The 25,696-nt window shown below is 71.9% G+C and carries 21 protein-coding genes; 9 read left to right on the top strand and 12 right to left on the bottom strand.

The genetic code is table 11. The annotated features are described in order from the left end of the window. The gene (locus tag ACIGDI_RS20610; protein ID WP_399898443.1) at positions 1 to 597 is read left to right on the top strand and encodes a hypothetical protein; all 597 of its coding nucleotides are present in this window, start codon (positions 1 to 3) and stop codon (positions 595 to 597) included. Here the strand turns inward: ACIGDI_RS20610 and ACIGDI_RS20615 are convergent. After that, the gene (locus tag ACIGDI_RS20615; RefSeq protein ID WP_399898445.1) at positions 545 to 1,666 is read right to left on the bottom strand and encodes an SGNH/GDSL hydrolase family protein; all 1,122 of its coding nucleotides are present in this window, start codon (positions 1,664 to 1,666) and stop codon (positions 545 to 547) included. The genes ACIGDI_RS20610 and ACIGDI_RS20615 overlap by 53 nt on opposite strands. Positions 1,667 to 2,137: 471 nt before the next feature. Then, on the bottom strand, positions 2,138 to 3,949 hold the full coding sequence (locus ACIGDI_RS20620) for a stealth family protein (RefSeq protein ID WP_399898447.1): 1,812 nt from the start codon (positions 3,947 to 3,949) through the stop codon (positions 2,138 to 2,140). Between the two features lie 243 nt (positions 3,950 to 4,192). Here ACIGDI_RS20620 and ACIGDI_RS20625 point away from each other — a divergent pair, with 243 nt between their 5' ends. After that, positions 4,193 to 4,741 (top strand): hypothetical protein, encoded by a 549-nt coding sequence (locus ACIGDI_RS20625; RefSeq protein ID WP_399898450.1) that lies wholly within the window; start codon positions 4,193 to 4,195, stop codon positions 4,739 to 4,741. Positions 4,742 to 4,804: 63 nt separating this feature from the next. Here the strand turns inward: ACIGDI_RS20625 and ACIGDI_RS20630 are convergent, their stop codons facing one another. Next, positions 4,805 to 6,796 carry a hypothetical protein gene (locus tag ACIGDI_RS20630; RefSeq protein ID WP_399898452.1) on the bottom strand — a complete coding sequence of 664 codons (1,992 nt, stop codon included), beginning with the start codon at positions 6,794 to 6,796 and terminating at the stop codon, positions 4,805 to 4,807. 291 nt (positions 6,797 to 7,087) lie between these two features. Between ACIGDI_RS20630 and ACIGDI_RS20635 the strand changes: the two genes are divergently transcribed. From ACIGDI_RS20635 to ACIGDI_RS20645, 3 genes are read left to right on the top strand one after another with little or no spacing between them, the layout of a single operon-like run. Further along, positions 7,088 to 8,848, top strand: a complete 1,761-nt coding sequence (locus ACIGDI_RS20635) for a SpoIIE family protein phosphatase (protein WP_399898454.1) — start codon at positions 7,088 to 7,090, stop codon at positions 8,846 to 8,848. A gap of 56 nt (positions 8,849 to 8,904) precedes the next feature. After that, entirely contained in the window at positions 8,905 to 9,120 is a 216-nt protein-coding gene (locus ACIGDI_RS20640; protein ID WP_399898456.1) for a hypothetical protein, read from the top strand. Between the two features lie 8 nt (positions 9,121 to 9,128). After that, complete coding sequence (locus ACIGDI_RS20645; protein WP_399898895.1) at positions 9,129 to 10,826, top strand: RecQ family ATP-dependent DNA helicase; 1,698 nt, start codon at positions 9,129 to 9,131, stop codon at positions 10,824 to 10,826. 24 nt (positions 10,827 to 10,850) lie between these two features. Here the strand turns inward: ACIGDI_RS20645 and ACIGDI_RS20650 are convergent, their stop codons facing one another. From ACIGDI_RS20650 to ACIGDI_RS20660, 3 genes are all read right to left on the bottom strand, one after another. Next, a complete protein-coding gene (locus ACIGDI_RS20650; protein ID WP_399898458.1) occupies positions 10,851 to 12,314 on the bottom strand; it encodes an aminotransferase class I/II-fold pyridoxal phosphate-dependent enzyme in 1,464 nt (487 codons plus the stop codon). A gap of 115 nt (positions 12,315 to 12,429) precedes the next feature. Beyond that, positions 12,430 to 13,161, bottom strand: coding sequence for a GAF and ANTAR domain-containing protein (locus tag ACIGDI_RS20655; RefSeq protein WP_399898460.1), 732 nt, complete (start codon positions 13,159 to 13,161; stop codon positions 12,430 to 12,432). A gap of 349 nt (positions 13,162 to 13,510) precedes the next feature. Beyond that, positions 13,511 to 14,203 carry a GAF and ANTAR domain-containing protein gene (locus ACIGDI_RS20660; protein WP_399898461.1) on the bottom strand — a complete coding sequence of 231 codons (693 nt, stop codon included), beginning with the start codon at positions 14,201 to 14,203 and terminating at the stop codon, positions 13,511 to 13,513. Between the two features lie 197 nt (positions 14,204 to 14,400). Between ACIGDI_RS20660 and ACIGDI_RS20665 the strand changes: the two genes are divergently transcribed. Together ACIGDI_RS20665 and ACIGDI_RS20670 are read left to right on the top strand one after the other, a co-directional pair. Further along, a complete protein-coding gene (locus ACIGDI_RS20665; RefSeq protein ID WP_399898463.1) occupies positions 14,401 to 14,721 on the top strand; it encodes a hypothetical protein in 321 nt (106 codons plus the stop codon). A 58-nt stretch (positions 14,722 to 14,779) separates the two neighbouring features. Then, entirely contained in the window at positions 14,780 to 15,523 is a 744-nt protein-coding gene (locus ACIGDI_RS20670) for an SAM-dependent methyltransferase (RefSeq protein WP_399898465.1), read from the top strand. Positions 15,524 to 15,594: 71 nt separating this feature from the next. Here ACIGDI_RS20670 and rph read toward each other — a convergent pair whose 3' ends face one another. Continuing rightward, complete coding sequence (gene rph / locus ACIGDI_RS20675; RefSeq protein WP_399898467.1) at positions 15,595 to 18,201, bottom strand: rifamycin-inactivating phosphotransferase; 2,607 nt, start codon at positions 18,199 to 18,201, stop codon at positions 15,595 to 15,597. 277 nt (positions 18,202 to 18,478) lie between these two features. Then, the gene (locus ACIGDI_RS20680) at positions 18,479 to 19,345 is read right to left on the bottom strand and encodes a LysR family transcriptional regulator (RefSeq protein WP_399898469.1); all 867 of its coding nucleotides are present in this window, start codon (positions 19,343 to 19,345) and stop codon (positions 18,479 to 18,481) included. Between the two features lie 83 nt (positions 19,346 to 19,428). On the opposite strand from ACIGDI_RS20680, the gene ACIGDI_RS20685 reads away from it, so the two are divergent. Then, positions 19,429 to 20,154: an SDR family oxidoreductase gene (locus ACIGDI_RS20685; RefSeq protein WP_399898471.1), complete on the top strand. Its 726-nt coding sequence runs from the start codon at positions 19,429 to 19,431 to the stop codon at positions 20,152 to 20,154. 39 nt (positions 20,155 to 20,193) lie between these two features. On the opposite strand, the gene ACIGDI_RS20690 is transcribed toward ACIGDI_RS20685, so the two are convergent. Continuing rightward, positions 20,194 to 20,907, bottom strand: coding sequence for an SDR family NAD(P)-dependent oxidoreductase (locus ACIGDI_RS20690; RefSeq protein WP_399898473.1), 714 nt, complete (start codon positions 20,905 to 20,907; stop codon positions 20,194 to 20,196). Between the two features lie 116 nt (positions 20,908 to 21,023). On the opposite strand from ACIGDI_RS20690, the gene ACIGDI_RS20695 reads away from it, so the two are divergent. Next, a complete protein-coding gene (locus ACIGDI_RS20695; RefSeq protein ID WP_399898475.1) occupies positions 21,024 to 21,635 on the top strand; it encodes a TetR/AcrR family transcriptional regulator in 612 nt (203 codons plus the stop codon). A 59-nt stretch (positions 21,636 to 21,694) separates the two neighbouring features. Here the strand turns inward: ACIGDI_RS20695 and ACIGDI_RS20700 are convergent, their stop codons facing one another. The 3 genes from ACIGDI_RS20700 to ACIGDI_RS20710 form a co-directional block, all read right to left on the bottom strand. Beyond that, a complete protein-coding gene (locus tag ACIGDI_RS20700) occupies positions 21,695 to 23,341 on the bottom strand; it encodes a serine/threonine-protein kinase (protein WP_399898477.1) in 1,647 nt (548 codons plus the stop codon). Between the two features lie 187 nt (positions 23,342 to 23,528). After that, entirely contained in the window at positions 23,529 to 24,302 is a 774-nt protein-coding gene (locus ACIGDI_RS20705; RefSeq protein WP_399898479.1) for a polysaccharide deacetylase family protein, read from the bottom strand. Between the two features lie 194 nt (positions 24,303 to 24,496). After that, a complete protein-coding gene (locus tag ACIGDI_RS20710; RefSeq protein ID WP_399898481.1) occupies positions 24,497 to 25,624 on the bottom strand; it encodes an endonuclease/exonuclease/phosphatase family protein in 1,128 nt (375 codons plus the stop codon). Positions 25,625 to 25,696: the final 72 nt, after the last annotated feature.

Raw genomic sequence — 25,696 nt, forward strand, 5'->3', positions numbered from 1 at the left:
ATGGCGCAGGCCGTCCTGGCGGTCGGCACCGCCTTCGTGACCGCGTCCGGCTGTGTCTGGTACGTCCCCGCCCTCGTCGACCTGCGCGCGGGAGCCGACCGCCCGGACTCCCGCCGCTTCGCCGCGGCCGCCTGCCTGAGCGGCTGGGGCACGGCCGGCGTCGTCGCGGTCCTGCTCCTCGTGGCGCAGACCTGGTGGCCGGTCGCCGGGACGGCCGCCGTGGGCGCGGTCGCCACGGTCGGCCTCCGTATCCGTTCCCTCGTCCGGCGCCGGGACGAGCGGCGGGAAGTGGCCCGCCACTGGGCGGCGTTGACCCCGAACCCGCCCCGGCACGGCAGGGGCGACGACAGCGCCCGGTACGTCTTCGCCGCCCTTCTGGGCTCCGCCCTGGCCGTCGCCGCGGTCGCCGCCGCCGTAGCGGTGAGTCCGGGGACGGGCGGCGGGGTCGACTGGCTGGTGGCCGCGGCGCCGGTCGGGGTCGCGGGCCTGATCCTCGTCCTCGCGGCCACGCACGCGCGGACGGCCCGGCGCGCGGGCCTCCCGGCTACCAGGACAGCGGAAGAGCGGCGAGCCGGTCGTCGAGCAGACCGGAGATGATCCGGTGGTCGTGGACCGACGGGTGCCAGTCGCAGCCCAGGTGGTCCAGGCCCGCGCCGTCGTAGTACCAGTGGCGGACCCGGTCGTCACCTTGCTCGTTGCGGGTCCGCACGATCCGTCGGGTCGTCTCGGCGAACACCGTGGTGTCGGCGAGTCCGGTGGCGCTGACCACGAGGAACGTCCCGGGACCGTACCGGGACCGCAGTGTGTCGAGGAAGCCGTGGTACGCGGTCTCGTAGTCGGCGGCGAGTTCTGCCGCCGTGCTCCAGCGCTCGCCCGGGTTGAGGGGGGTGGAGAAGTCGTTGATGCCCAGCCCGATCACGACGACCTGCGGCCGCCATCCGGCCGGCCGGTGCCAGACGTCGCCTTCGACGTTCAGCAGGGCACGGTCGTAGTACGTGCGGAAGTCGGTGCCCGGGCTGCTGCCGTTGTAGTTGCGGACCATGCCGCGGCCGGAGAAGGCGTTGAGCTGGTAGTCGGCGTCGAGGCGGCGGGCGGTGAGCGCGCCGAAGGCCAGGTCGGCGTCGCTGTTCCGGTTGACCGCGCCGTTGCCCGAACAGTCGCGCGTGCCGGACAGGTTGCCGTAGCCGGCGGTGTAGGAGTCGCCGATGAACTCGATCTGCCGTCTCCGGGGCCGGGGGCCGGGGAGGATCGCGCCTCCGGGGGCGGCGACGAAGCCGCCGAACCGGCCTGCGGCCCAAGGGCTTTCGGTCCGTTTGACGAGCCGCACGCTGTGCACGGCGTGGGCGAGGCCCCGCGTCCAGTAGGTGGTCGTGCCCGGGGTCACGAGGGTGGCCGTGGTCCTTCCGTCGATCGACACGTCGTAGTCGTTGTGGGCGTCGTCGAGGACGATGCCGACGCCGGTGCCGCGGAACCTTCCCTCGAAGTAGACGCCGGGCCACGAGTACCGGACGGAACCGTCGGGGGCCCGCTCGACGCGGCCCGCGGTGTGGAACCGGGCCTGGGCGGTCGCCGCCCGCGCGGGAGGCGCGACCGCGGCGGCCAGGCCCGCGGTGCCGCCGGTCATCAGGGTCCGGCGGGACAAGCGGGGTGTCGGAAGCGTCCGCATGAGGCCATCCTTTGTCGGTCGGTGACTGACGGTCCGGGCGGGGCTGTCGGTTATGGGAGCGCTCCCATGACCGGCGTCGTCTCACGGTGACCGCCCCACCGGCCTCGGTCAACCCCTTGAGCGGGCGTCGACTCGGTCGGGACCGTCGGGGAACGCAGACAGGGCCGCACGGCCGTCGCGAGGACGTGGGCGGATGGTTGGGTTGAGGAGACGGGGAGGGCCCCGTGCAGGGACGCGGAGGAGCAGCGGGGGGCTGCGCACCGCGTGATCAGGGACCACGAGAAGTGGTCGGGGCCCTCCCCGTCGATGGTCGGTGTCCGGACCACGAAAGGTGGGGCGGCGCACGACCTCCCCAGGACCGCGCCGCCCCACTGGTTACACGGCGCCCGTCTACCCCAGCTCGCCGCGCTCAATCCCCCGACCGGGCACGATTGTCGGAATAGCTTCAACTGAGCCGCGTGCCAAGGGAGTTCAGCTCCACGTCGTCTCGTACGGACCGGGCAGCGGGAAGTACGCCTTCAGGAAGGAGCCCAGCAGGTCCTGCTGGGCCGGTAGGTCCTGTGCCTCCGAGACCGTGTCGTTGAGACAGAACACGTACCGGTCCCGACGCGCCAGCAGGCTGCCCAGGCGGGCCGCGAGCGCCGGGTGGGAGAGGTCGAGGTAGGCGTAGCGAAGGCGGGCGGGGACGGCGCGGGCGGTGTGGAAGGCGTAGTAGTGGTGCAGGGAGGAGACGATGGACACGTCGTCGAGGCTGCGCACCCGGTGGCCCGCGGTGGCGTGATGCTGGAGAGGGAACCTCTCCTCGATCTCGTACAGGACGCTGCGCCGCAGCGCGTGCGGTGTGTGCTTCATCTTCTGGCTGATCGTGGTGCCGAACGTGGCATCGATCAGGGCCCTGTTGTTCTTGCCGGCGGCGGCGACGGGCGTGTCCTCCTCGCAGGGCGGGCCCTGGGGGATGAGGGCGGTCGAGGGGAAGAACTTGGTGAGGCCGTTGGCGAGGAAGAAGTCCTGCGGCGTGGTGGGCCTGCCGAGGAAGACGTCGTCGTTGAAGTACAGGAAGTGCTCGGACAGGCCGTCGATGTGGTGCAGTTGGCTCTCGATGGCGTGCGAGTTGTACGTGGGCAGCAGGCTCGGGTCGTCGAAGATGTCCTTGTGGCTGACGACGCGCAGACCGGGCACGCTCACGTCCAGCCAGGACGGGGTCTGCTCGTCGGTGACGAGGTGGACCGTGCGCACCCAGGGTGCGTAGAGGTGCAGGGAGCGCAGTGAGTAGCGCAGTTCGTCGCGGTTGAGGTAGCGGGCTGCGTTCGCCGCCTCCTCGTGATAGCCCTGCCCGGTGCAGGCCTCGCGGCGGCGCAGCCACTCCGGGTCGTCGCCGTCGACCCACGTGTACACGACGTCCACGGGGAAGCGGATGTCGTCGGGCGCCGGACGCGCGAACTCCCTTCGCGTACGCACCCGCGGCAACGGGGGGTCGGCGGGGGCGAGCCAGGTGAACAAGGAGTCCGAGGCGTATGCGGGGGCGTCCGTGCGGGGCACCCGGTCGGCCGTGCGGTTGGGGCGCGGGGCGAGCAGCGTGTCGCCTTCGCTGGGCCAGAACTCCACGTCGCAGCCGTACTTGGGGCCCAACGTCATGCGACCGTCCGGATCACCCTGGTACCAGGTCACGCGGATGACGTCGGCGAGAGCCAGTCGTCGCCAGGCGGCACGGTGGAAGCCCGGCCGGGTCGCCCGGCGCTCGTGCCAGCGCGTGTCGAGGCTGCAGACGTAGCCCGGCCGGGCGCGGCACGCCGCCGCCAGGGCGCGCAGAGCGGGCCGCCGGTCGTCGGCGGCGACCGCGACGGCCGCCGCTGTGTGGCTGCGGCCACGGACGCAGAAGTAGTCGATGCCCGCGTCGTCGAGGGCGCGGCGCACCGCCGCCGCGTTGGCGTTGCGCGCTGCCAGCGGTGAGACGTCCGGCGCCGTGATCACTGCCTTGGGGACGTCCCGCACCAGGCGAACGGCGCGGTCCGGGCCCCGGTACAGGCCCGGTCGCAGGCACCGCAGCCAGTACGCGCGTGTCCTGCCCAGGAGGTGCCGCAGGGACGGCACCACAGCGATGTACTGCTTCATCCGCGCCCGGGTCACGGTGGACGTACGGGCCACGACGGCGCGTCTGACCCGTGCGGGCACGAGGCGGCGATAGGCGCGCAGCAGCGCGGATCCCTCGAGACTGCGGCGGACCGCGGGTCCCGCCGGTGTCGCCCTGGACGGCGTACGTCTGTGGGCAGTTGCCTTACCCATGGTGTCGTGCTCCCCCCGTTGGTCACGTGGCTTCCCTGATCAATGTCTCGCCGTGGGGAGGGTCGGCGCGGGGGTCCGCGGTCCTCGATCGAGGGCCGTACGGGCAGACAACCGGGGGACGTTCGGATGCTCGTGCCCCGGCGTGCCGTCCGCGTCGGCGCGGGGGCGCTCGCACGTCTGGCGTCTTCGGGCGTGAACGCGGAGCATGCTGGTGGGTACACGAACGGGCCGGGAGGTGGGCGCATGCGGTGGTGGGCCGGAGCATGGGCGGTCGCCGCGGTGCTGGCGCTGGCCGCGTGCGGCTCGTCGGACGGCGGCGGGTCGGCGGCGGGCAGTCCCTCGGGCCGTCCCTCGACGGAGCCCTCGTCCGGCAGCACCCCGGCGCGGCCTTCCCGGCCGCCCTCGTCCTCCGCGCCGTCCGGATCGGCCGCCTCGCCCTCCCCCTCGGCCACGGGGTGTGTCGCGGGGCGGACGCTGGTCACCGTCGAGCCTGGCGACCCGGTTCAGCGACGGTTGTGCGTGCGACCGGGAACCGTGATCTCCCTGGTGCTGCGGCCCCGGGTGGACGACAAACGGTGGACGGACGTGCGCAGTTCCGCGCCGGTCTTCGTCGTGGTGACCGGCTGGCGCCGGGACCCCGACGGCACCGCGCACGCCTCCCTGCGATGCGCCGGGACCCGGGGCGGCACCGCCGGCATCACCGCGCCGGCGAAGGCACCGGACGTGGCGGGCGCGGCGCGGGTCGCGTTCACGCTGGACGTCACCGTGACCCCGTACCCGCGGGAAGGCTGAGTCCGGCGGCTACCGGGGCCGGCCCTCCCGCGGCCGGCCCTGACGCACCGGTGCCCTGCGCATTCATCCGACGAGGTCGGTCGATTCCCACAGTGTCCGGTCCTCGGCGAGCTCCGCCGCGCCCTTGTCGGCCAGGGCGTTGACGGCGGCGTTGAACCGCGCCATGGAGGTGGGGTGGTCCGGGCCCAGGACGTACTCCTTGAGCGTGCGGCGGTGCGGGGCCATCGGGTCGTGCCGCGGTTCGCGCACCGAGCGCAGGATGTCCGGGAGGCGGCTGCAGGCGCGGTCCAGCAGATAGGCGCCGCCCGCGGTGGTGTAGGCGGCCCGGAATTCCTCGTCGGGCAGGTCGTGGGCGTTGGTCAGGACGTACGGCTTGAGGCCGGCGACGAAGTCGGCGACCACGGAGGACACGTCGCTGATGAGCACGTCGGCCTGGTTGAAGCACTCGTACAGGGTGGGCAGTTGCTCCAGGACGACGTGGTGCGCGACCGGGCCGCGGCTCTCCCAGAAGAGCCGGTGCCACTCGGCGTGCAGGGCGTGCCACTCGGCCGCGTCGTCGTGCTCGGGCGGGCGCGCCTCACGGGTCTGCTGGGCGTCGTCGCCGGCCTGCCGTCCGGCCAGTTCGTCGAGCCTCGACCGGATCCGCGTCAGCCGCGAGCGGACCTCGGCGGAGGCCGACCGTGCCGGTAGGGCCTGCCGGCGCTCGTTGTCGGCCTCCAGCAGTTCGCGGATCGTCCGGTCCGCGGCGGCCGCTTCGGCCGACCGCCTGCCGGTGAGCGGATGCGGCTTGTAGAGGATCCGGACGTCGTCGGCGAGGAGCTTCTCGATCAGGGGGACGCCCATCGGGATCAGGGAGGTGTGGCAGTCGTCGTCGCTCCAGCCCTCCCAGGTGGGGGCGTACATGACGACCGGCCGCGGGCCCGGTGTGTGATCGGCGTGCAGCCGGATCGGCGCCAGCTGCGGGCGGCCCACCTCGACGATGGCCTCCTCGCTGATGGCGTGCCGGACGCGCCGGTAACGGTCGCGGCCGGCCCGGCCCGCCACCCAGATCTCGTCGTAGACCTTGCTGACCCGGTTGCTGCTGGCCAGCTTGTCGCTGTCGCCGTGGCCGATGAAGACGTGTTTGGCCTCGGCCACGCGCAGCATGTGCACGTTCTTGCCGGCGTTGCCGGGATAGAGGACGACCCGGATGCCGGACAGGTCGAGCTCGGCGAGATCGTCGGCCTTGGGCACACAGAGGACCGGGAGCCCGGTGCGGCTGAGATGACGGAACGAGGCCCGCTCCCGGAGGATGATCAGCGGGCGCCGGTCGAGCTGTTCCAGCGTCTCGATCCACATGTTGACCTGGTACATGAAGTCCCGGGACACCGCGGCGAAGCTGAAGTACAGGGCCACCTCGGGCCGGTGGACGGCGAGTTGGCGATTGACCTCGGCGAAGATCTCTTCTCTTGCGGGCATACGGCGCACCCGGACGTACTGCCCCAGCAGTGCGGCCACCGCCCCCGCGGTGACGCCGACGGTCAGCGCGAAGCCGACGTACGCCGGCATCCGGCTGCCGGTGGCCAGCGCGGCCAGCAGTCCGACGTGGGCGGCCAGGTCCAGATGGAGGAGCTTGCGCAGGAAACGCCGGAACAGGACAGCGGGCGGCTGCTTCGGGATGGGCAACGCGCTCATGTCGAGGTTGCGCACCACCAGAGGCAGCACCCGCCGTCTGCGGATCGCGTGATGCAGCGCGGTGAACAGCATCACCAGCGCGAAATGAGCGCTGAAGACGGCGAGGGCTGCGACCAGCACGGAGTCGGGCGCGTTCATCCGGTCGGCCAGGGCGAGCAGCATCACCGTCCGGACGGCGAAGCGAAGCGTGCGGTCGAGCTGCAGTGTGGCCAGTCGGCGGACGAAGCCGGGAGCGCGGACGTGCAGCGCCTCGTCGGCGAGATAACTGACGGTCGACGCGACGGCGAAACCGCTCAGCGACGGCAGCAGCGCGCAGACGGGCAGGGCCGCGAAACCGGTGGCCAGCAGAAGGACGAGGAGCAGGTCAGTGGTCCCGCGCACGCGCAGGACACCACACAACCGGCGGGTGATCATGGACAAGGTTCCCCCCACGGAACTGACTACTGGCGGTAGCACCGCGCATGCCAGTTCGACTTGGACAGAGGGCGCATGGTTGTGCACCTCGAGCTCGGAAGTTGTTCACCTTTGATTCACACCGGTTTTCACTCCGCGTACGCGCGGGCCTCGGACATGGATTCGAAAACGGCGTGCACTTCGCCTCCAGAGGGGCATACGGGGAAGGGCACCCGGGACAGGGGGCGGCGGGAGCACGAGCGACGAGAAGGTGAGGACATGTCCGAGCCGGTGAACAGGCGGACCGCACGGCGACGGGCCGTGCCGTCGTCGTCGCCGTCCGCCGAGCTGACCACGGCGCTGGAGGCCATCGGGGCCGGCGCGTACGTCGTGGACGACGAGGGATGCATCATCGCCACCAACGTCCTCGCCGAACGGATGCTGGCCTTGCCGGCCGAGGACCTCGTGGGCCACGACGCACACGAGCTGCTGCACCGCGGACCGCAGGGCCAGACCCTGCCGAGGACGCAGTGCAGGATGCGTCGGTCGTTCCACGACCGGCGCCCGGCTCAGGCCGACATCGACTGGTTCGCGCGCGGGGACGGGACACTGCTGACCATCTCCTGGATGATCACGCCGTACGACCTCGCCGCCGAAGCCGGCCGCACGCTCGTCGTCTTCCACGTCGCCGAGGACCCGCTGCAGGCGGTGGCGCAACCGGAGCCGGCGGCCGCGCCGATGGCTGAGCTGGAACGGCTGGCCCTGCTGGCCGAGACCACCGCGCGGCTCACGTCCACGCTGGACACCGAGGAGACGCTGCGCCGGCTGGTCGAACTGGTCGTGCCCCGGCTGGCGGACTGGGCGGTCGTCGACCTGATCAGCGAGCGCGACGAGGTGTGGCGCACCGTCGTGGTCCATGCCGAGGACGACGGCACCCTGGTCCACCGGGAGGACCTGCAGGGCCCGATGCCGCCGATACCGCAGGAATCGGCGATGCCGCTCTCCCGTGCCCTGCGCGGCGTCGCCTCGACCCTGGCGGACCAGCAGACCTACCGGCAGCCACCGGACGCCGGCATAGCGGTCGAGCAGCGCCACCTGTTCGACACCACCGGCATGCACTCCGCGGCCATCGCGCCCATCCGCAGCACCCGCGACGTGCTGGGCGCCCTGACGCTGGGCCGCTCCGAGAACCCGGTGGCCTTCACCTCGGCCGAGCTCCCGCTGATCGAGGACATCGCCCGCCGTGCCGGTCTCGCGCTGGACAACGCCCGCCTCTACCAGCGTCAGCGCAAGGTCGCCGAGACCATGCAGAACCATCTGCTGCCCCAGATGCCGGGCGTGCCGGACCTGCAGATGACGGTCCGCTACCTGCCCGCGCCGCACGCCTCGCAGGTGGGCGGCGACTGGTACGACGCCTTCCGCCTGTCCGACGGCTCCACCGCCCTGGCCATCGGCGACGTCGTCGGCCACGACCTGGAGGCCGCGGCCGGCATGGCCCAGGTGCGCAACATGCTCCGCGCCTACGCCTGGTCCCAGCAGGAACCGCCCAGCCGGATCGTCGAACGGCTCGACGAGGCCATCCAGCACATCACCGACGTCTCCATGGCCACCGTGATCTTCGGCCGGATCGAGGCCGCGGAGAACGGCCACTGGCGGCTGTCCTGGACCAATGCGGGCCACCCTCCGCCGTTGCTGATCAGCCGCGACGGCCTGACCCGCTACCTCACCGAGGGCCACGGCCTCCTCCTGGGCACCGGCGCCAGGACCACGCGCCCCGACGCCGAGATCTCCCTCCCGCCCGGCTCCACCCTGGTGCTGTACACCGACGGACTGGTCGAGGCACGCGGCCACACCCTGGACGTGGGCCTGGACCGGCTGCGCCGCAACGCCGCCGCCCTCGCCCACCGCCCTCTCGGCTCGTTCACCGACCAGTTGCTGCGCCGCGTCCGGCCGGCCGAGAACGACGACGACGTCGCCCTCCTGGCCCTGCGCACCCCCGGCCACGCGATGGACGGGGTCGCCTCCGGCCGCGGGCGGTGAGCCGCCCCCGTTCGGGTACTCGCGCCGCGCGATGTTCTTCGACCGGAGGTGACCGCATGACCGATCGTGACGACGGACAGTCAGCCCAGGCACGCGAGGACCGGGGCGACGAGACGATGTCGGGGGAGGGCGCCGGCGTCGTGGAGGACGAGCCCTCCGTGCGGGAGGCCATCGACGACGACACGAGCGCCGCCGCGTTCGCGGTGCACGACGCCGAGGACCGGGGCCCGCTCGCGCCCGAGTTCCGGGAACCGCAGGAAGGTTCCGAGTGAGCGAGCGCATGGCGGACGAGAGCGGTGCCACGGTCCGGGAACGGCTGCGCCGGACGGCGACCGAGGTGTTCGGCTGGAGCGAGCTGCGGCCGGGACAGTCGACGGCGATGGAGGCCGTCGTACAGGGGCGCGACGCGCTGGCTGTCATGCCGACCGGCGCCGGGAAGTCGGCCGTGTACCAGGTGGCCGGACTGCTGCTGCCCGGTCCCACGGTCGTGGTCTCCCCGCTCATCGCCCTGCAGCGGGACCAGGTCGCCGGCCTGCTCGGCCACCGCCTGGCGCCGGGCGCCGTCGCCGTCAACTCGGCGCAGGCCGCCGGCGAGACGGCGGCCGCCTGGGACGCCGTACGCCACGGGGACGCCGAGTTCCTGTTCCTCTCCCCCGAGCAGCTGGCCAAGGACGAGGTCGTCGAGCGGCTGGCCGCGGCCGGGCCGTCCCTGTTCGTCGTGGACGAGGCCCAGTGCGTGGCCGCCTGGGGGCACGACTTCCGCCCCGACTACCTGCGCCTGGCCCAGGCGATCCAGCGGGTGGGCAGGCCCACGGTCCTCGCCCTGACGGCCACCGCCGCGCCACCCGTACGCGAGGAGATCGTGCGCCGGCTGGACATGGACGATCCCGCGATCGTCGCCGCCGGTTTCGACCGGCCGAACATCGCCCTGGAGGTGCGCCGCTTCCAGGAGGACGCGGACAAGCGGCGGGCGGTCGTGGAGCGCGCCGCGGGGGAACCCAAGCCGGGCATCGTCTACACCGCCACGCGCCGCGACGCCGAGGAGTACGCGGCCGACCTCGCCGACCTGGGCCTGTCCGCCGACGCCTACCACGCCGGTCTGGCGTCCGGTGAGCGCTCCCGGGTGCACGACGCCTTCCTGGCGGGCGACACCGACGTGGTGGTCGCCACCTCCGCCTTCGGCATGGGCATCGACAAGGAGGACGTACGGTTCGTGCTCCACGCGTCCGTGCCGGGTTCGCTCGACGCCTACTACCAGGAGATCGGCCGCGCGGGCCGCGACGGGCGGCCCGCGGTCGCCGTCCTCCACTACCGGCCCCAGGACAGCGCCCTGCAGCACCTCTTCGCCCGGCGCGCGCCCGACGAGGAGACTCTGGGCACGGTGGTGGAGAAGGTCCACGAAGACGGCGGGTGGCTGCCGCTGGACGAGATCGGCGAGGGGGCGGACCTCTCGCACCGGCGAGCGACGGCCGCGGTGAACCTCCTCGAACAGGCGGGCGTCGTCCGTACCGACGAGCAGGGGCGGGTGCGCGCGGTCGACGGCACGACGCCCGAGGACGCCACCGCACGCGCCGCGGAGGAGGCCCTCTCCCGCGGCAGACTGGAGCAGTCCAGGCTGGAGATGGTGCTCGGATACGCCGAGGCGACGGGCTGCCGCCGGCGTTTCCTGCTCGGTTACTTCGGTGAGCCGTACGACGCGCCGTGCGACAACTGCGACGTGTGCGTGCCCGCCTCGGCGCCGGACACGGTCGTCGACGGGGTCGGCGACACCGAGGACGCCCGCCCGGCCCATCCGGCGGCCCCGGCCTATCCGGCGGGCGCCTCGGTGCGGCACCGGGAATGGGGCGACGGCACGGTGATGAGCGAGGAGGGCGACCGCATCACCGTCCTGTTCGACTCCATGGGCTACCGGACGCTGTCCCTGGCCGCGATCGCCGACCAGGAACTGCTCACGTCGCGCGAAGGTGACAAGAGCTGAGCGGGCCCGGTCCTGTGACCGGCCTCAGCGCCGGGCCACCACACGTAGGGTCTTCACCGAGGGGTCTGCGGCGTCCGGGATGAGAACGCCGTGCTCGACGCCGCTGCGCAGGTAGTCCAGCACCTCCGCGGTGATGACCTCACCGGGGGCGATGGCCGGCACGCCCGGCGGGTAGGGGCTGATCATCTCGGCGGCGACGCGCCCGGCGGCCTGTTCCGCCGGCACGTGGTCGACCTCGGCGAAGAACGCCTCCCGCGGCAGCATGGCCTGCTCCAGTTCCAAGTCGGAGGGCTCGGGCAGGTGCACCGGAGGCCGGCGCTCGATGGTGTCCGCCCGGTCGACTAGGGCGCGCAGGGCGTCCAGCAGCACCTTCTCGGTCTCGTCGTCGTCGGCGTGCGTGATGGAGGCGCTGAGGCGGCAGGAGTCGGAACCGCCGACGTCCACGTGACGCTCGGCGCGCAGCCACTCGGCGGCCTGCATACCGCTGATGCCGAGTTCGCGAACGTCGATCACGATCTTCAGGGGGTCGAAGTCCGCGGCCAGCCCCTCGTCCACGATCTCCCCGCCCATGGGCCGCAGCCCGGGCAGGTCACCGGCCGCCGCGCGCACACGTTCCGCGCGGCGCAGGGCGACATCCAGCAGGTCGTGTCCGTGCTCGACCATCTGACGCCGCCAGCCGTCGAGGGTGGCGTACACCAGGGTCGAGGCACTGGTGGTGCCGAGCAGGTCCTCACGCTGCTTGAGCACCTCGGGCGAGATCCGGTCGTACTGGAGGTGGAAGACGGAACTCTGCTCGATCGCACCGCCCATCTTGTGCACGCTGGTGACCACCAGGTCCGCCTCGGCGTGCATGCCCCAGGCGGGCAGTTCGGAGTGGAAGGGCAGATGGGCGCCCCATGCCTCGTCGACGATCAGGGGTACGTCGAACTCGTGGCACGCCCGGGCCACACCCCGGATGTCGGCGCAGGTCCCCCAGTCCGTGGGGCTGATCAGCAGCATGCCCTTGGCGTCCGGGTGTTCCCGGAGCCGCCGCCGTACGTCGTCGGGCTCCGGCGGATGGGCGATGTGCCGCTCACGGTCGAACTTGGGGTGGACCCAGATCGGCTCGACGCCGTTGACGACGACGGCCGAGATCACGGATTTGTGCGCGTTGCGGGACAACAGCAGTTTCTCGCCGGGACCGGCCACGGCGAGCATCGCGGTCTTCACCGACAGGGAGCTGCCGCACGTGGAGAAGAACGCCTGCTCGGCGCCGACGGCGTCCGCCATCAGATCCTGCGCCTGGCTGAGCACACCCTGGGACTGGCGGCGGTCGTCCAGGCCGTTGAGGGACAGCACGTCGGAACGGAACACGTCCATGCCGACGATCTCCGCCACCCTGGGGTCGACGCCTCGGCCCTGCTTGTGGCCGGGGGGACCGAAGACCACGTCTCCACGGCGCCGGAACTCCTGCAGCGCCTCCAGGACGGGCACCCGCGAGTGATCCATGACTCCTCCACGTCCATCCACCGAGTCCGGGGACCGGGTCGTACGGCCGTGTCCCTCTGGACATCGTGTTGACCGGGTCCGGGCACTCAAACGCCGTGCCCGTCCTGCCAGGGCGTCACGGTCGGGGACGCAGCGGCGGTCGCGGCGCCGGTGGCCGGCCGGCGAGATCGGTGAGCAGACGCGTGCAGACGTCCCGGAGCTTGAGGTTGGTCTCCTGAGACAGCCGGCGCAGCAGGTCGAAGGCCTCCTCCTCCGTGCACTTGTGCTGTGCCATGACGCTGCCGATGGCCTGGTCGATGACGCGGCGGGAGGCGAGTGCGTTCTGCAGCTCGCGGGTGAAGTCCTCCGTGTCGGCCAGTCGCTGCGCCAGCGCGATGGCGCCACCGGCCTGTGCGGCGAACGCCCCCAGGGCGACGCGGTCGCTCTCGGTGAAGGCGTCCGGTCGTGCGGCGTAGAAGTTCAGCGCCCCGGCGGTGTTGGCACCCATCGGTACCGGCAGGGACAGCGACGAACGGATGCCCAGGCCGGCCGCGAACGACGGGTAGGAACCCCAGCGGCTCTCGTGCAGCGTGTCCGGCACATGGACGACCAGGCCGGTGCGCAGGGCCTCCAGGCAGGGGCCGTCGTCCTGGCCGTACTGCTTCTCGTCCAGTTTGTCCGCCACTCCCCCGGTGCTGACCACGGTCAGCGGACGCCCGCGTCGTTGCAGCGTCACCCCGCAGCCGTCCGCCCCCGAGTCGTCCACGGCGTCGTCCACGAGGTGCTGCAGGAAGTCGCGTACCGAGGCGGTCTCCGTCAGCCAGTCGATCATGTCGAGCGCGCGCTGGTTGCCATCCAGCCGATCCACCGCCCGTCACCTCCCATGTCAGGGCCACTTCTCGGGCTCCGAGCCTTGCTGTTACCCGCTCAGCGCCGGGATGCGACATGGGACGACATTTCCGCGGTCGGAGGACGTCGTACGTCGGACGGGACGGCGCCCGGGCGGGCGGTATCCTCGCGCGCCAGTGGCGGAGGTCGTCGGGGTCATCGGGCGGGGACTCGTGTGACACATGCGGTGCGCGGTGCGCTGTAACCGGTGGGCCGTGATCAAGGCCCGCAAGGCCCGCTTCCCCCGTGCGGGTCCTTGCCCACGGGCCGGGCGGGTGCGATTCCCCCCGACACCCGCCCGCCCGTGGCCCCTTACGCGGACGACGTGATCAGGCCTGATCCGGAGGGGCGCTGCGGACGCGCTGGGCGACGTCGCGCAGTTTGATGTTGTGCTGCTGGGAGATGCGACGCAGGACGTCGAAGGCGTCGTCCTCGCTCAGCCTGTGGCGTTCCATCAGGATGCCCATCGCCTCGCCGATGGCGTGCCGGGTCTTCATGGCGTCCTCGAGCTGGTCGATGGTGCGGGCGTCGGCGAGGGCGACGGCGGCGTGCGAGGCCAGCAGCCAGCCGGCGGTCTCGATGTCCTTGCCGAAGGCACCCGGGCGGCCGGCGTACAGGTTCAGCGCGCCGAAGTCCTCGTCGTGGGTGTAGAGCAGCACTCCGGTCATGCTGCCGATCCCCAGCTCGCGGGCCGCCGCCGCGAACCGCGGCCAGGACTCCTGTGGCCGCGTCATGTCCTCGATCCGGAAGACCCGCTCTCCGTTCGTCCGTCGGGCCAGGTCGAAACAGGGGCCCTCAGCGAGCTCGCCCTGCAGACGGTCGGAGGCCTCGACCACGTCCCCGCAGGCGGACAGGGTGACCGCCCTGCCCTTGCGCACCGCCAGAATGCCGGCGGCGTCGCAGCCCTCCACCAGTCGCACCGCCGAGTTCGCGATCTCGTCCAGCGTGCCCTGCACCGACTCCTGGGCCAGCAGGTTCCGCGCGAGCTGGGCCATCGACTCGGCGAACTCTCGCCACTCCACTGCCACCACCCGCCTCGGTCACCGGTCCGGCCAGCCTACCGCCCGCCCTCTCAAGGGCCTCGGACCGTGCGAACGGCGAGGCTCCGCCAACGGTGAGGATGATGTGACCATGGCCCCTTCGGCGCTATCGAGCCGGTGATCGCGGGTAGTCGGACGTTCTCAGTCTCATGGCCCCAGTCTCATCCCAAGGCGGTCGTATGCACTCTCCCAGACCGGAATCGCGTGTCCTCAGCCTCCCGACCACCGCACTCCGCCAGGGCCCGGCCCCGTCGGAGGACGACCAGTTCCGTCGCGCGCTGGCGGCACAGTCCGCCGCCCACATGGCGGAAGGCGCCCTGAGCGTGCTGGGGCCCATGCCCCTCGGCGAGGCGAGGCAGGTGCTGGCGGACCTGGGCCGCGCCGTCGGGATGGACGTCGCCACGGTTGCGGAACACCTGCTGAACGTGGTCCAGGGGCTGGACGCGCCCGCCGCGGTGACCGGCGAGCTGCACCGCGTGCTGGCGCCCTACCGGGGGTGAACGAGGTGCCGGGGGTAAATGAGGTGCGGGCATGTCCCGCCGTTGGCACGCTGCCCCGGTGAATCGCGAACAGATCTCCCGCATCGCCCATACCGAACACCCGATCAAGTCCCCGCTCTCCGACGACTCGGTACGCCGCCTGCTGGAACGCGGGCTGCCCAGGGGCGGCGAGCGGGTCCTCGACCTCGGCTGCGGCACCGGGGAATGGCTGCTGCGCGCCCTGGCCATGCGGCCCGGCGTGCGTGCCGAGGGTGTCGACATCTCCGAGGAGGCCCTGACCGAGGCGGCCGCCGCGGCGAGCGATCTCGGTGTCCGGGACCGTCTCGTGCTGCACCACCGCAAGGCCGAGGAGTTCGTGTCCGAGGAGCCGTTCGACGTGGTCCTCAGCTTCGGGGCCGCGCACGCCTTCGGCGGCCTGCTCCCCACGCTCGCCGCGGCCCGCCGGCACCTGGCTCCCCGGGGCCTCGTCCTCATCGGTGACGGCTTCTGGGAAAGGACTCCCTCGCAGGCGGCCGTCGAGATGCTCGGGGACTTCACCGACCTGGCGACGACCGTGGACCGGGTCGTCGCCGAGGGCTGGACTCCCGTCGACGGGCACGTCAGCACACGTCAGGAACTGGACGACTACGAATGGGCCTGCTGGGGGTCCCTGGCCGCGTGGGCCCTGGACCACCCCGACGATCCGGACAGTGGGGAGGCCCTGCGGACGGCCACGACCCGGCGTACGGAATGGCTTCGCGTCTACCGGGACCCCTTCGGCTTCTTCTCCCTCGTGCTGCGTCGCACACCCGGCTCCGCCTGATCCGGCCACGATGCCGGGCAGGCCGGCATCGCGGGGCGGTCAGGCGGTCAGGCGGTCAGGCGGTCAGGGGGTCAGGGGGTCAGGGGCAGGATCTCCACGTATCCGTCGGTCCCGTGCACGCGGATGCGTTGTCCGTCCTGGATCAGCCGTGTGGCCCCCTCCACGCCCACGACGGCGGGCAGTCCGTACTCCCGGGCGATCACCGCGCCGTGCGTCATCAGGCCGCCGACCTCCGTCACCAGGCCCGCGATGCCGACGAACAGGGGCGACCAGCTCGGGTCCGTACAGGCCGTGACCAGGATGTCGCCCGGCTCGAGATCGGCCTGCGCCATGTCGAGGATGACGCGGGCCCTTCCCTCGACGGTCCCCGCGGAGACCGGCAGGCCGATCAGGGCGCCGGCCGGTACGTCGTCGCGTCGGTACGCCCCGTTGAGGGTCTCGCCGTCCGATGTGAGCACCCGCGGCGGCGTCAGCGCCTGGTACGACCGGAACGCCTCTTCGCGCCGCCGGATGAGCTGCTCGTCCACCCGCTTTGAGCGCGCGGCCTCGTGGAACTCCTGGAAGGTGAGGTAGAAGACGTCCTCCTTCTCCCGGAGCACCCCGGCCCGCACCAGGCGCTCCGCCTCTTCTAGCAACGCCCGCTTGTAGACGAAGTAGCGGCTGACGATGCCGTACTTGGGGTACTCCCGGTACCCGATGAAGGTCCGCACCCGGTCGATCATCCGCTTGGTCTCGTCAGCCTTGCGGTCGCCGTCCGGCAGCGCCCGCAGGCGGGACAGCACCTCCTCTTCCTTCTCCCGCGCCCTTTGCCGGCCCTGCTCGAACCGCCGCTCGGCAGCGCCCGGTTCGAAGTTCCTGACGTTGTCGAGGATCAGCGGCAGGAGCGTGTCGGGGCGCTCGCGCCAACGCGGCCTCGTGATGTCGATCTCGCCGACGCAGCGCATGCCGTACCGGTCGAGGTAGGCCTCGATGGCGTCGCGCGCTTCGGTTCCGCCGGGGAGTTCGGCCAGTTCGTCCAGGAAGTCCTCGTCCTCGACTCCCTGAAGGAACGTCACCACCTCCGGATGCGGGCGGATGGCGTCCGCGACGTCGAGCAACGCCAGCCCCATCTCCGACGTGACGTTGCCGGGGGCGGACAGCGTGAGCGTGTCGGCCGCGTTCTTCTCGCCCAGCCACTCCAGCAGCTTGTCGTTGAGCCACCAGGTGGCCTCCATCCCCGCCATGATCGCGGGGAGGTTGAGCGGATCGGTGAGAACGCGCTTGTGCTCCTCGAAGGCCTCCAACAGGAAGTCGAACAGCGCCGGTCCGGTCCGGTCCCGGATGTCGTGCTCGAGGGCGGTGAGGGACTCCTCGTTGCGCTTGATCAGCTCGGTGACGATGGCCGGATCGGTCTCGATCGGTGCGGACGTGCCCGTGACCGGCGACCGGGCGGGACCCGCGTCCGGGAGCGTCGGGACGAAGCCTTCGCGGTCGAGGACGGTCTCCAGCGCGTCCCTGGTCAGCGGATCTCCCCGTCCGATGAGGTCCAGGAGGCGGGCGCGGCTCGCGGGCGAGGAGAGCGGCCGGGTGGAGTCGACGAACAGCCTCCCGCCGGCCTCGCGCATCGGCGCCATGGCCGTCAGCCGCCAGATGGACAGCCCCAGCGGCTTCATGGCATCGGTCATCATCTGCTGGTGGCCGACGGACACGTAGACGTGATTCTCCTGGTCGTCGGCCTCGGGGACGGGGAACAGCGTCGTGACGGGCCTGCTCTGGACGAACCGGAAGTCGTCGTCGACCAGGCACCACTCGATGTCCTGGGGGCTCCCGAAGTGCGCCTCGATGTCCCGGCCGAGCCGTACGAGCCGCAGGACCTGCTCGTCCGTCAGCGCCGGCTGCTCCCGCAACCGCGCGTCGACCGCCGTCTCCCGCGTCCCGCCGTCCGGCAGGGCGTGCAGGGCACGCTCCTTGGCGGCGATGGTCTTGGCGATCACCTCGCCGTCCCGCACCTTGTAGACGTCCGGGTTCACCAGGCCGGAGACCAGGGCCTCGCCGAGGCCGAAGCCGGCGTCCACGGTGGCGACCTTCCGGTTGCCCGTGACCGGATCGGCCGTGAACAGGATGCCGGACGCCCGCGGGACGACCATCCGCTGCACGACCACGGCCATGTGGACCGTGCGATGGTCGATGCCGTTGCGTTGGCGGTAGATCACGGCCCGCTCGGTGAACAGGGACGCCCAGCAGCGGCTGATGTGCCGGAGGACCTCGGTCGTTCCTACGACGTTCAGGTACGTGTCCTGCTGGCCCGCGAAGGAGGCCGTCGGCAGGTCCTCCGCCGTCGCGCTGGACCGGACGGCGTAGGCGGCCCGCTCGCCGTGCCGGGCGAGCGCGCCGGTGACGGCCGCCGCCACATCGTCCGGTACGGCGATCCCTTCGACGGCCCGGCGGATCCGCGCGCTGAGCGTACCGATGCCCTCCCGGTCGTCCGCGTTCAGTCGCGCCAGCTCGTCGAGCCAGTCCGCCATCGACGGCACTTGCGCCATGATCTGCCGGAAGGCGTCCGTCGTCACACAGAAGCCGCCCGGCACCCGGACGCCCTCGATCCGTGCCAGGCCGCCCAGATGGGCGCCCTTGCCGCCGACGACCGCGACCTGCGTCTCGTCGACCTCATCAAGATCCAGCACGTACTGCTCACTCATCGCGACTCCTCCTGGGCAGCCGTGCCCTCTCGCCCCGCATCGGCCGGTCGAACGCCCGCCCCCGTTAACAGCCCACCCATGTCGTGCCCTCGTTTCCGCAGGTCGTGGCCTCGGCCGACGATTCTGCGCCGTGACCGGGGCCTTGCCGCAAGCCCCCCAGTGCGCTATAAGTTGAGAGTGGCAAGGAGAGGTCTCCTTGCCTTTTCGTTTTCCGGCAGTGGGTTCGGTGTTGTCTTCCGGCCGCCGATACGGATCGGCCGTGGGCCGAAAAGCACTGTCAGATGCGCGCCGCGTCGCGCAGTGCGGCCGCTGAGCGCACGAGTGCCGCCACGGCAAGGGAGTTGCTGCCGGACGGCCACGCGAGCACCGTGGTGGCGCTGGGGGCGTCGACGACCGGCACGGCGACGTGTTCGGGCCACTGCCAGGCACGGCTGGACGCCGGGATGACGAGCAGCGTCCTGCCGAGCGCCACGAGTTGGGCGAGCTTGGACTGGGTGCGCACTTCCGGGCCGGGGCCGTCCGGGTAGGTGCCGTCGAGGCGGGGCCATCGGGCGATCGGCAGGTCCGGCACGTCGCTCACGTCCGCCAGCGTGAGCTGTTCGCGCGAGGCCAGCGGATGTCCCGCGGGAAGGATGGCGACCTGGCCCTCGACGTGGAGGTCTTCGGTGTCGAACCCGGCGAGGTCGTCGTAAGGACGATGCATGAGCGCCACGTCGGCGTGGCCGCCGCGGAGCAGTCGTGCCTGCTCGCCGACCTCGCAGAGGAGGACCTCGACCGGTACGGCGCCGGGTTCCTCCGCCTGCGTGTCGAGGAGCCGGCGCAGCAGTTCGTGGGACGCCCCGGCCTTCGTCACCAGGACCAGCGGCCGCTTCGGGTCCGCGGCGCGCCGCGTCCGACGCGCCGCGGCCGCCACCGCGTCGAGGGCCGCCGCGGCCTCCCGGTGCAGCACCCTGCCGGCCTCGGTGAGCGCCACGCCGCGGCGGTCCCGGTCGAGGAGCTGGACGCCGAGGCGCCGCTCCAGCAGGCGGATCGCGCGGGACAGAGGGGGCTGCGCGATGCCCAGCCGGTCGGCGGCGCGTCCGAAATGCAGTTCCTCGGCGACGGCGACGAAGTACCGGAGCTCGCGAGTCTCGAGATCGACCACGTGAGCAGCCTACTTACGGATACCCGGTGGGTATCACATGAGTCCGAACCGGTATTGGACGGTGCACGTGCGGCGCGCCGAGCATGGGCCGGGTGAACGACACGAAGACCGCGCTGGTCACCGGCGCGAACAAGGGAATCGGTTTTGCCGTCGCACAGGGCCTCGGGGCGCTCGGCTTCACGGTCGCGGTGGGCGCTCGTGACGACGACAGGCGCGCGGAGGCCGTGGCGCGGCTGCGCGCCGCGGGCGTCGACGCGTTCGGGGTCGCCCTCGACGTCACCTCCGACGGCAGTGCGGCCGAGGCGGCGGCCGCCGTCGAGCGGACGGCGGGGCGGCTCGACGTACTGGTCAACAACGCGGGCATCTCCGGACGGATCGACGGCGGCGTGCAGGATCCGACGACGCTCGACCTCGACGTCGTCCGCACGGTCCTCGACACCAACGTGTTCGGGGTGGTGCGGGTGACGAACGCGATGCTTCCCCTGCTGCGCCGCGCCACCTCTCCGCGCGTCGTCAACATGTCGAGCAACATGGGGTCGTTGACCTTGCAGACGGGCCCGGTCATGGCGGCGTACGCGCCGTCGAAGTCGATGCTCAACAGCCTCACGACGCAGTACGCCCGCCGGCTCGCCGACACGCGTGTCATCGTCAACGCCTGCTGCCCCGGCTATGTGGCGACCGACTTCACCGGCTTCAACGCGCCGCGCACGCCCGAGCAGGGTGCCGCGATCGCGATCCGGCTGGCCACCCTGCCGGACGACGGGCCGCGCGGCGGCTTCTTCGACGACGAAGGCGTCGTCCCCTGGTGATGCCGCGGAGTGCGCCCGGCAGCGCGTGCGGGCCCGGTCTCAGGGCCGGGCGTGCACACCCATGCCGCCGGAGACGACGAGGTCGTCGCCGGTGATGTAGCCGGCGGCGTCCGAGGCGAGGAAGGCCACGGCCTCGGCGATGTCGGCGGGGGTCCCGACGCGGCCGAGCGGCACGTCTTCCGCCCAGGCGTCGAGCATGTCCGGGGTGACACCCATCTCGGCGTAGACGGGGGTGTCGATCAGCCCCGGGCTGACGGCGTTGACGCGGATGCGGCGAGGGGCGAGTTCGAGCGCCAGGGACCGCACCAGGGGTATCAGAGCGCCCTTCGCGGCGGTCGTCGCGGCTCCGATCCCTTCGCCGGCACCCACCGTGAACACGACCGAGGCGCCGTCCTTGAGAAGGGGAAGTGCCTTTTGCAGGGTGAAGAAGCCGCCCTTGACGTTGATGTCGAACAGGTCGTCGAAAGCCTTTTCGTCGGTCGACGCGACCGGGCCGGGGCGGGAGACGCCGGCGTTGAGGAAGAGCAGGTCGACGGAACCGAGGTGGCGGCGCGCCTGCTCCATCGCCCGGTCGAGGTCCGGCAGGGAGCGTGCGTCGGCCCGGACGGCCAGGACGCCGTCGGGAAGCCCGGCGTCGGCGACGTTCCGTACGCCGGTGACCATGACGCGGTGGCCGCGGGAGTGGAGCAGTTCGGCGGTCGCCTTGCCGATGCCGCTGGTTCCGCCGGTGATCAGAGCCGTGCGTGCAGACATGGTGCGTTCCTTCGCGTTCCGCTGGGAAGCTGACAGTGACACCGTATGCCTATCTGGCAGCGACTGCCAGACCTCGTGTGAGTGTCACCCTGACAGTGCGGCGCTAGTGTGGGGGCATGAAGCAGGAAGCCAAGGCAGCGACGGGGGCGTCGACGACCCTGTGGGACCGGACGCGGCAGCTCGCCTCTCAGGAGATCCTCGATACGTCCCTGCGCCTGTTCACCGAGCAGGGGTACGACGAGACGACCATCGCCCAGATCGCCCGCGAGGCCGGCGTCTCCCAGCGCACCCTCTTCCGGTACTTCGGCAGCAAGGAGGACCTGCTCGGCGGCGGCCAGGACCGTTTCGGGCAGGTCCTGACGGACACGATCGGCGCACTGCCGGCCGACGCCGACGCCTGGGCGGCCCTGCGCGCGGGTATCGCCGCCGTGCTGACCCTGCACGACAGCCGGGAACAGGCCCTGAAACGGTTCCGTCTGATGCACAACACGGCCTCGCTGCGCGCCGGTTGGCTGGAGAAGCGACTGCGCTTCCAGGAGGATCTGCTGCCGCTCATCGAGGCGCGCATGGACCGCACCGCGGCCGGCGGCACGGCTCTCAGGGCCCGCGCCGTGATCGCGACGGCGTTCGCGTGCCTGGACGCCGCGTCGATGACATGGGTCGCCGATGACGGCGAGGGCGACCTCATGGACCTCTACGACGAGTGCCTGGCCGCCGTGCGCGGCTGAACGGCGGTCACCGGCAGGCGGCGCCGCGATGACCGTTTCCGGTCACAGCGCCCGCGTGGTCAGCGTGCCGGTGGCTCCGACGCGGTGAAGCGTTCGAAGCCCGCGTGGAAGGCCGTGCCACGCGGGTCGGTCGCGCTGTAGTGGAAGGCGGCCAGCCCGCAGCCGCGCGCGTCGAAGGCGGCTCCGGTGTAGGAGGCCACCTGGGTGCCGTCGACGGCGAGTTCGACCTTGATCAGACCCGCACCGGCCGACGAACAGTTCATGGCCATGTCGACCAGCTGCCGGCTGTCCACTCGGAGCCCCATGTCCGCGAGGTTCACCTCGACGACCCGGTCGTGCTGGAAGGCTCCCTTGAAGCGGAACTCGCGCACGATCAACGCCTCCTGATCCGTGGTCAGGTAGGTCGCCCAGCGGGAGCCCGTGCGGAAGTCGCCCGAGCCGTCGCACCACAGTCCGACGCCGCCCTCGCCCCCGTACCAGGCCGTCTGCGTGCTGAGCCGGACGGCGAACGACGACGGCTCGAAGGGCGCTTGCGGCCACACCTCCAGCTCGGATCGGGGGTCCACCAGCATGGTCCCGCCCTGGTGCGTGATCCTGGCCAGGGCCGGGTCCTTGTGCGTCCAGTCACCCGAATCGGTCAAGTCATCGGTGTACGAAGGGAGTCGGGAGCCCGCTGATCTCTTGGGGTTCCCGGCCGCCGCGGACACGGAGTCCTTGGCCTGCGGGCCGCCCTTGTCCGACGATCCGCCCGTTGTGGTGCTCAGGACGACGGCGAGCAGCACCGCCACCGCGGCACTGCCGGCCGCGAGGGCCCACAGACGCAGCTGCTTGCCGCTCGCGCGCACGGGTGACGGCGGCCGCTGCGGTGCCGGCGCGGCCGCCTCGGCGTGCGCGCTTTCCGTCGCCCCGGCCGCGGCGGCGAGCCGGGTGACGAGCTCGGCGGCGGTGGGGCGTCGGTCGGGGTCCTTGCGCAGACAGTCGGCGATGACCGAGCGGACCGGCTCGGGCACCGCGGTGAGGTCCGGCTCGCGCTCGCACACGGCGACGAGCACCTCGTAGTCGCTCTCCCCGTCGAAGGGATGTCGGCCTGTGGCGGCGAAGTAGAGCGTGCCGCCGAGGGAGAACACGTCGGATGCGCTGGTCACCCGGTGGGATTTGACCTGCTCCGGCGACATGTACGCGGGCGAGCCCAGCACACTGCCCGGCGTGGTGAGCGCCGACTCCAGCAGCCGGTCGTCACGGGCGATGCCGAAGTCGATGATCCGCGGGCCGTCCGGGGAGAGCAGGATGTTGGACGGTTTGATGTCCCGGTGCACCACGCCCACGCGGTGCACCTGGGCCAGCGCGTGCGCCACCGCCAGCGCCACGGACTGCAGCCGCCCGGAGGCCAACGGGCCCCCGGCCGCAACGTGTTGGTGGACGGTGGGCCCGGGCACGAACTCGCTGACGATGTACGGGTGCGGCCCGGAGAGGTCGGCGTCCAGGACCCGTGCCGTGGCCAGCTCACCCACCCGGCTCGCCGCGCCGAACTCCCTGCGCACCCGGGCGAGCGCGACCTCGTCGTACTCCTTGCCCGGCAGCAGGAACTTCACCACGACCTGGCGTCCCGCCCGGTCCCGGGCGAGCCAGACCACACCCTGCCCGCCCCGGCCGAGCTCGCGCTCGTAGACGTATCCGCCCACCGACAACTGCATTCGAGGATCCATGCCCCCGCCCCCCAGCGCCGCCCCCGGCTCATGGCCATCCTTCAGCGTATGGGGTTTCCAGGGCCGTAACAGGACTTTTGGCGGGGTCTGCTGACAAAGAGACCATCAAGCCCGGCCGCGGTGGCCGTCCAACCGCCGTTCATCAGGCGGCTCAGCGCGCGATTCATCGGGCGGTCCATCGCGCGGTTCAGCGCACCGGGAAGCCGAACGAATAGCCCTGCTGCTTGAGTTGGGGCAGGATCCGGCGCAGCGCCTCGACGGTCTGGGAGCGGTCGCCGCCGGCGTCGTGGAAGAGCACCGTCGGCCCGTTGGGCAGTTCCCGGTCCACGGTGGCCACGATGGCGTCCGTGCCCGGCCGTTCGAAGTCCTTGGAGTCGACGTTCCAGCCCAGCGGGCGCATGCCACGGGAGGCGGCGAGCTTGCGGCTGTAAGGCGTGAACGCGCCGCCGGGCGCCCGGTAGTACATGGGCCGTACGCCCCCGGACGCTTCGGTGATCATGCGTTCGGCGTCGAGGATCTCCCGGGACTGGTAGGCCTCGGACTTCTTGTCCATGCCGGTGTCGTGGGACACCGAGTGGTCGCACAGCCGGTGCCCGGCGGCGACCACCTTCTTCACGAGGTCGGGGTGCGCCTGTGCCTGCGTGCCGACCATGCAGAACGTGGCCTTCACCCCGTACTGGCGCAGCACGTCGAGGACTTGCGGGGTCCACTCGGGGTCGGGGCCGTCGTCGATGGTGATGTTCACGCCGCGCGCCCCCTTGTCCGAGGCATGCACGATGGTCACCGCGACCGGCTTGACCTCGCTGCCGTGTGCGGCCGAGGCGGCGGTCTTCGGCGACGAACCGCCCACGACGCCGGCCTGGGCGGTCCACACCGAGGCACCGGCGGCCAGCGCGGTCACCCCGACCGCCGCCACGACCACCTTGCCGTACCAGCCCCGTCCGCCGCTGTGCCGTGCCATGTCCGCCCCGCTTCCGCGCAGTTCCTCGCCGATTCCCCGGTCGACTTCCGACCACCTGACGAGACGAGCGACGGCGGCTTCGGGATGCGTCCGTTACCGATCAAGGACAATTCCGGGGGCGTTCGCGGACAACTCGGCAACCGAGAGGCCGGGCAGGGCCGTTGAGCGGAGGCGGCGGCCACCGCTCGGCGTGTTCACCAGGCGATCCGGGCCGCCACGGGCAGGTGGTCGCTGCCGGTGGACGGCAGCACCCACGAACTCCGCGGCTTCACACCCCGGACCAGGATCTGGTCGATCCTCGCCACCGGGAACCTCGCCGGCCAGGTGAAGCCGAAGCCGTCGCCGGCCACGTCCGGGGCCGAGCGCAGCCGGGAGGTGATGGCGTCGAAGACGCGGTCGTCCGTGGTGCCGTTGAGGTCTCCGAGCAGCACGACCCGCCGGTTCGGCTCGGCGGCGAGGGCCTTGCCGAGCGCTTCGGCGTTGCGGTCCCGGCTGCCCGTCCAGAAGCCGCTCCTCGGCATCAGGCGTACCGACCCGAGGTGCGCCACATAGACGGCGACAGGTCCCTTGCCGGTGGTCACCGTGGTGCGCAGCGCACGGTTGCCGGCCATCTTGACGTCGGCCGGCTTGGTGGCGGCCAGCGGCCCGTAGTCCGTCTCGATGTCGACCGGCCCGGTGTCCGACAGCGGCAGCTTGCTCCACAGCCCGACCGTGCCCTGCACCGTGTGGTACCGGTACACCTTCGCCAGCCCCTTCTCGTACGCGTCAAGGGCCTGCGGGGTCAGCTCCTCCAGGGCCAGGACGTCGGCCCCGGAGGCGGCGAGTTCACGCGCGGTGCCGACCGGGTCGGAGTTGCCGGCGTCGACGTTGTGGCTGACCACGGTGAGGTCGCCGCCCGGCTGGGACTTGTCGCCGAGCAGGGCGCCGAAGAGGTTCAGCCACACCATGACCGGCAGCAGCAGCGCGGCCACCGCGGACGCGGAGCGGCGCCACAGCGCCCCTGCCAGCAGCACCGGGACGAACAGGCCGAACCAGGGCAGGAAGGTCTCCACCAGGCTGCCGAGACTCCCGCGGTCCGTGATCCGGGCGTGCAGCAGCATGACCAGGCCGAGCGACAGCGCCAGTGCCGCGAGTACCGGGCCGCGCTTCCAGGGGCCCGGTCCGGCGAGGGCGCGGACCGCCCGGCGGATGCCGCCGCCTCCGGTGCCGGGGCCGGTGTCGCCGCCGGGCGCTTCGGCATCGCCGGGCTCGACGCCGGAGGGCGGTGCGGACGGATCGTCGGGAGGGGACGTCTCACGTGCTGACGGTGTCGGCCACATCATGCTCGCAGTCAAGGCGGCGCGGTGTTGTGGGCACGTATGCGGTTTTCGATATGCCGGCGATACGCGCCGGTT

Source organism: Streptomyces sp. NPDC085900 (assembly GCF_044540925.1).
GTDB classification, from domain to species: domain Bacteria; phylum Actinomycetota; class Actinomycetes; order Streptomycetales; family Streptomycetaceae; genus Streptomyces; species Streptomyces gilvifuscus.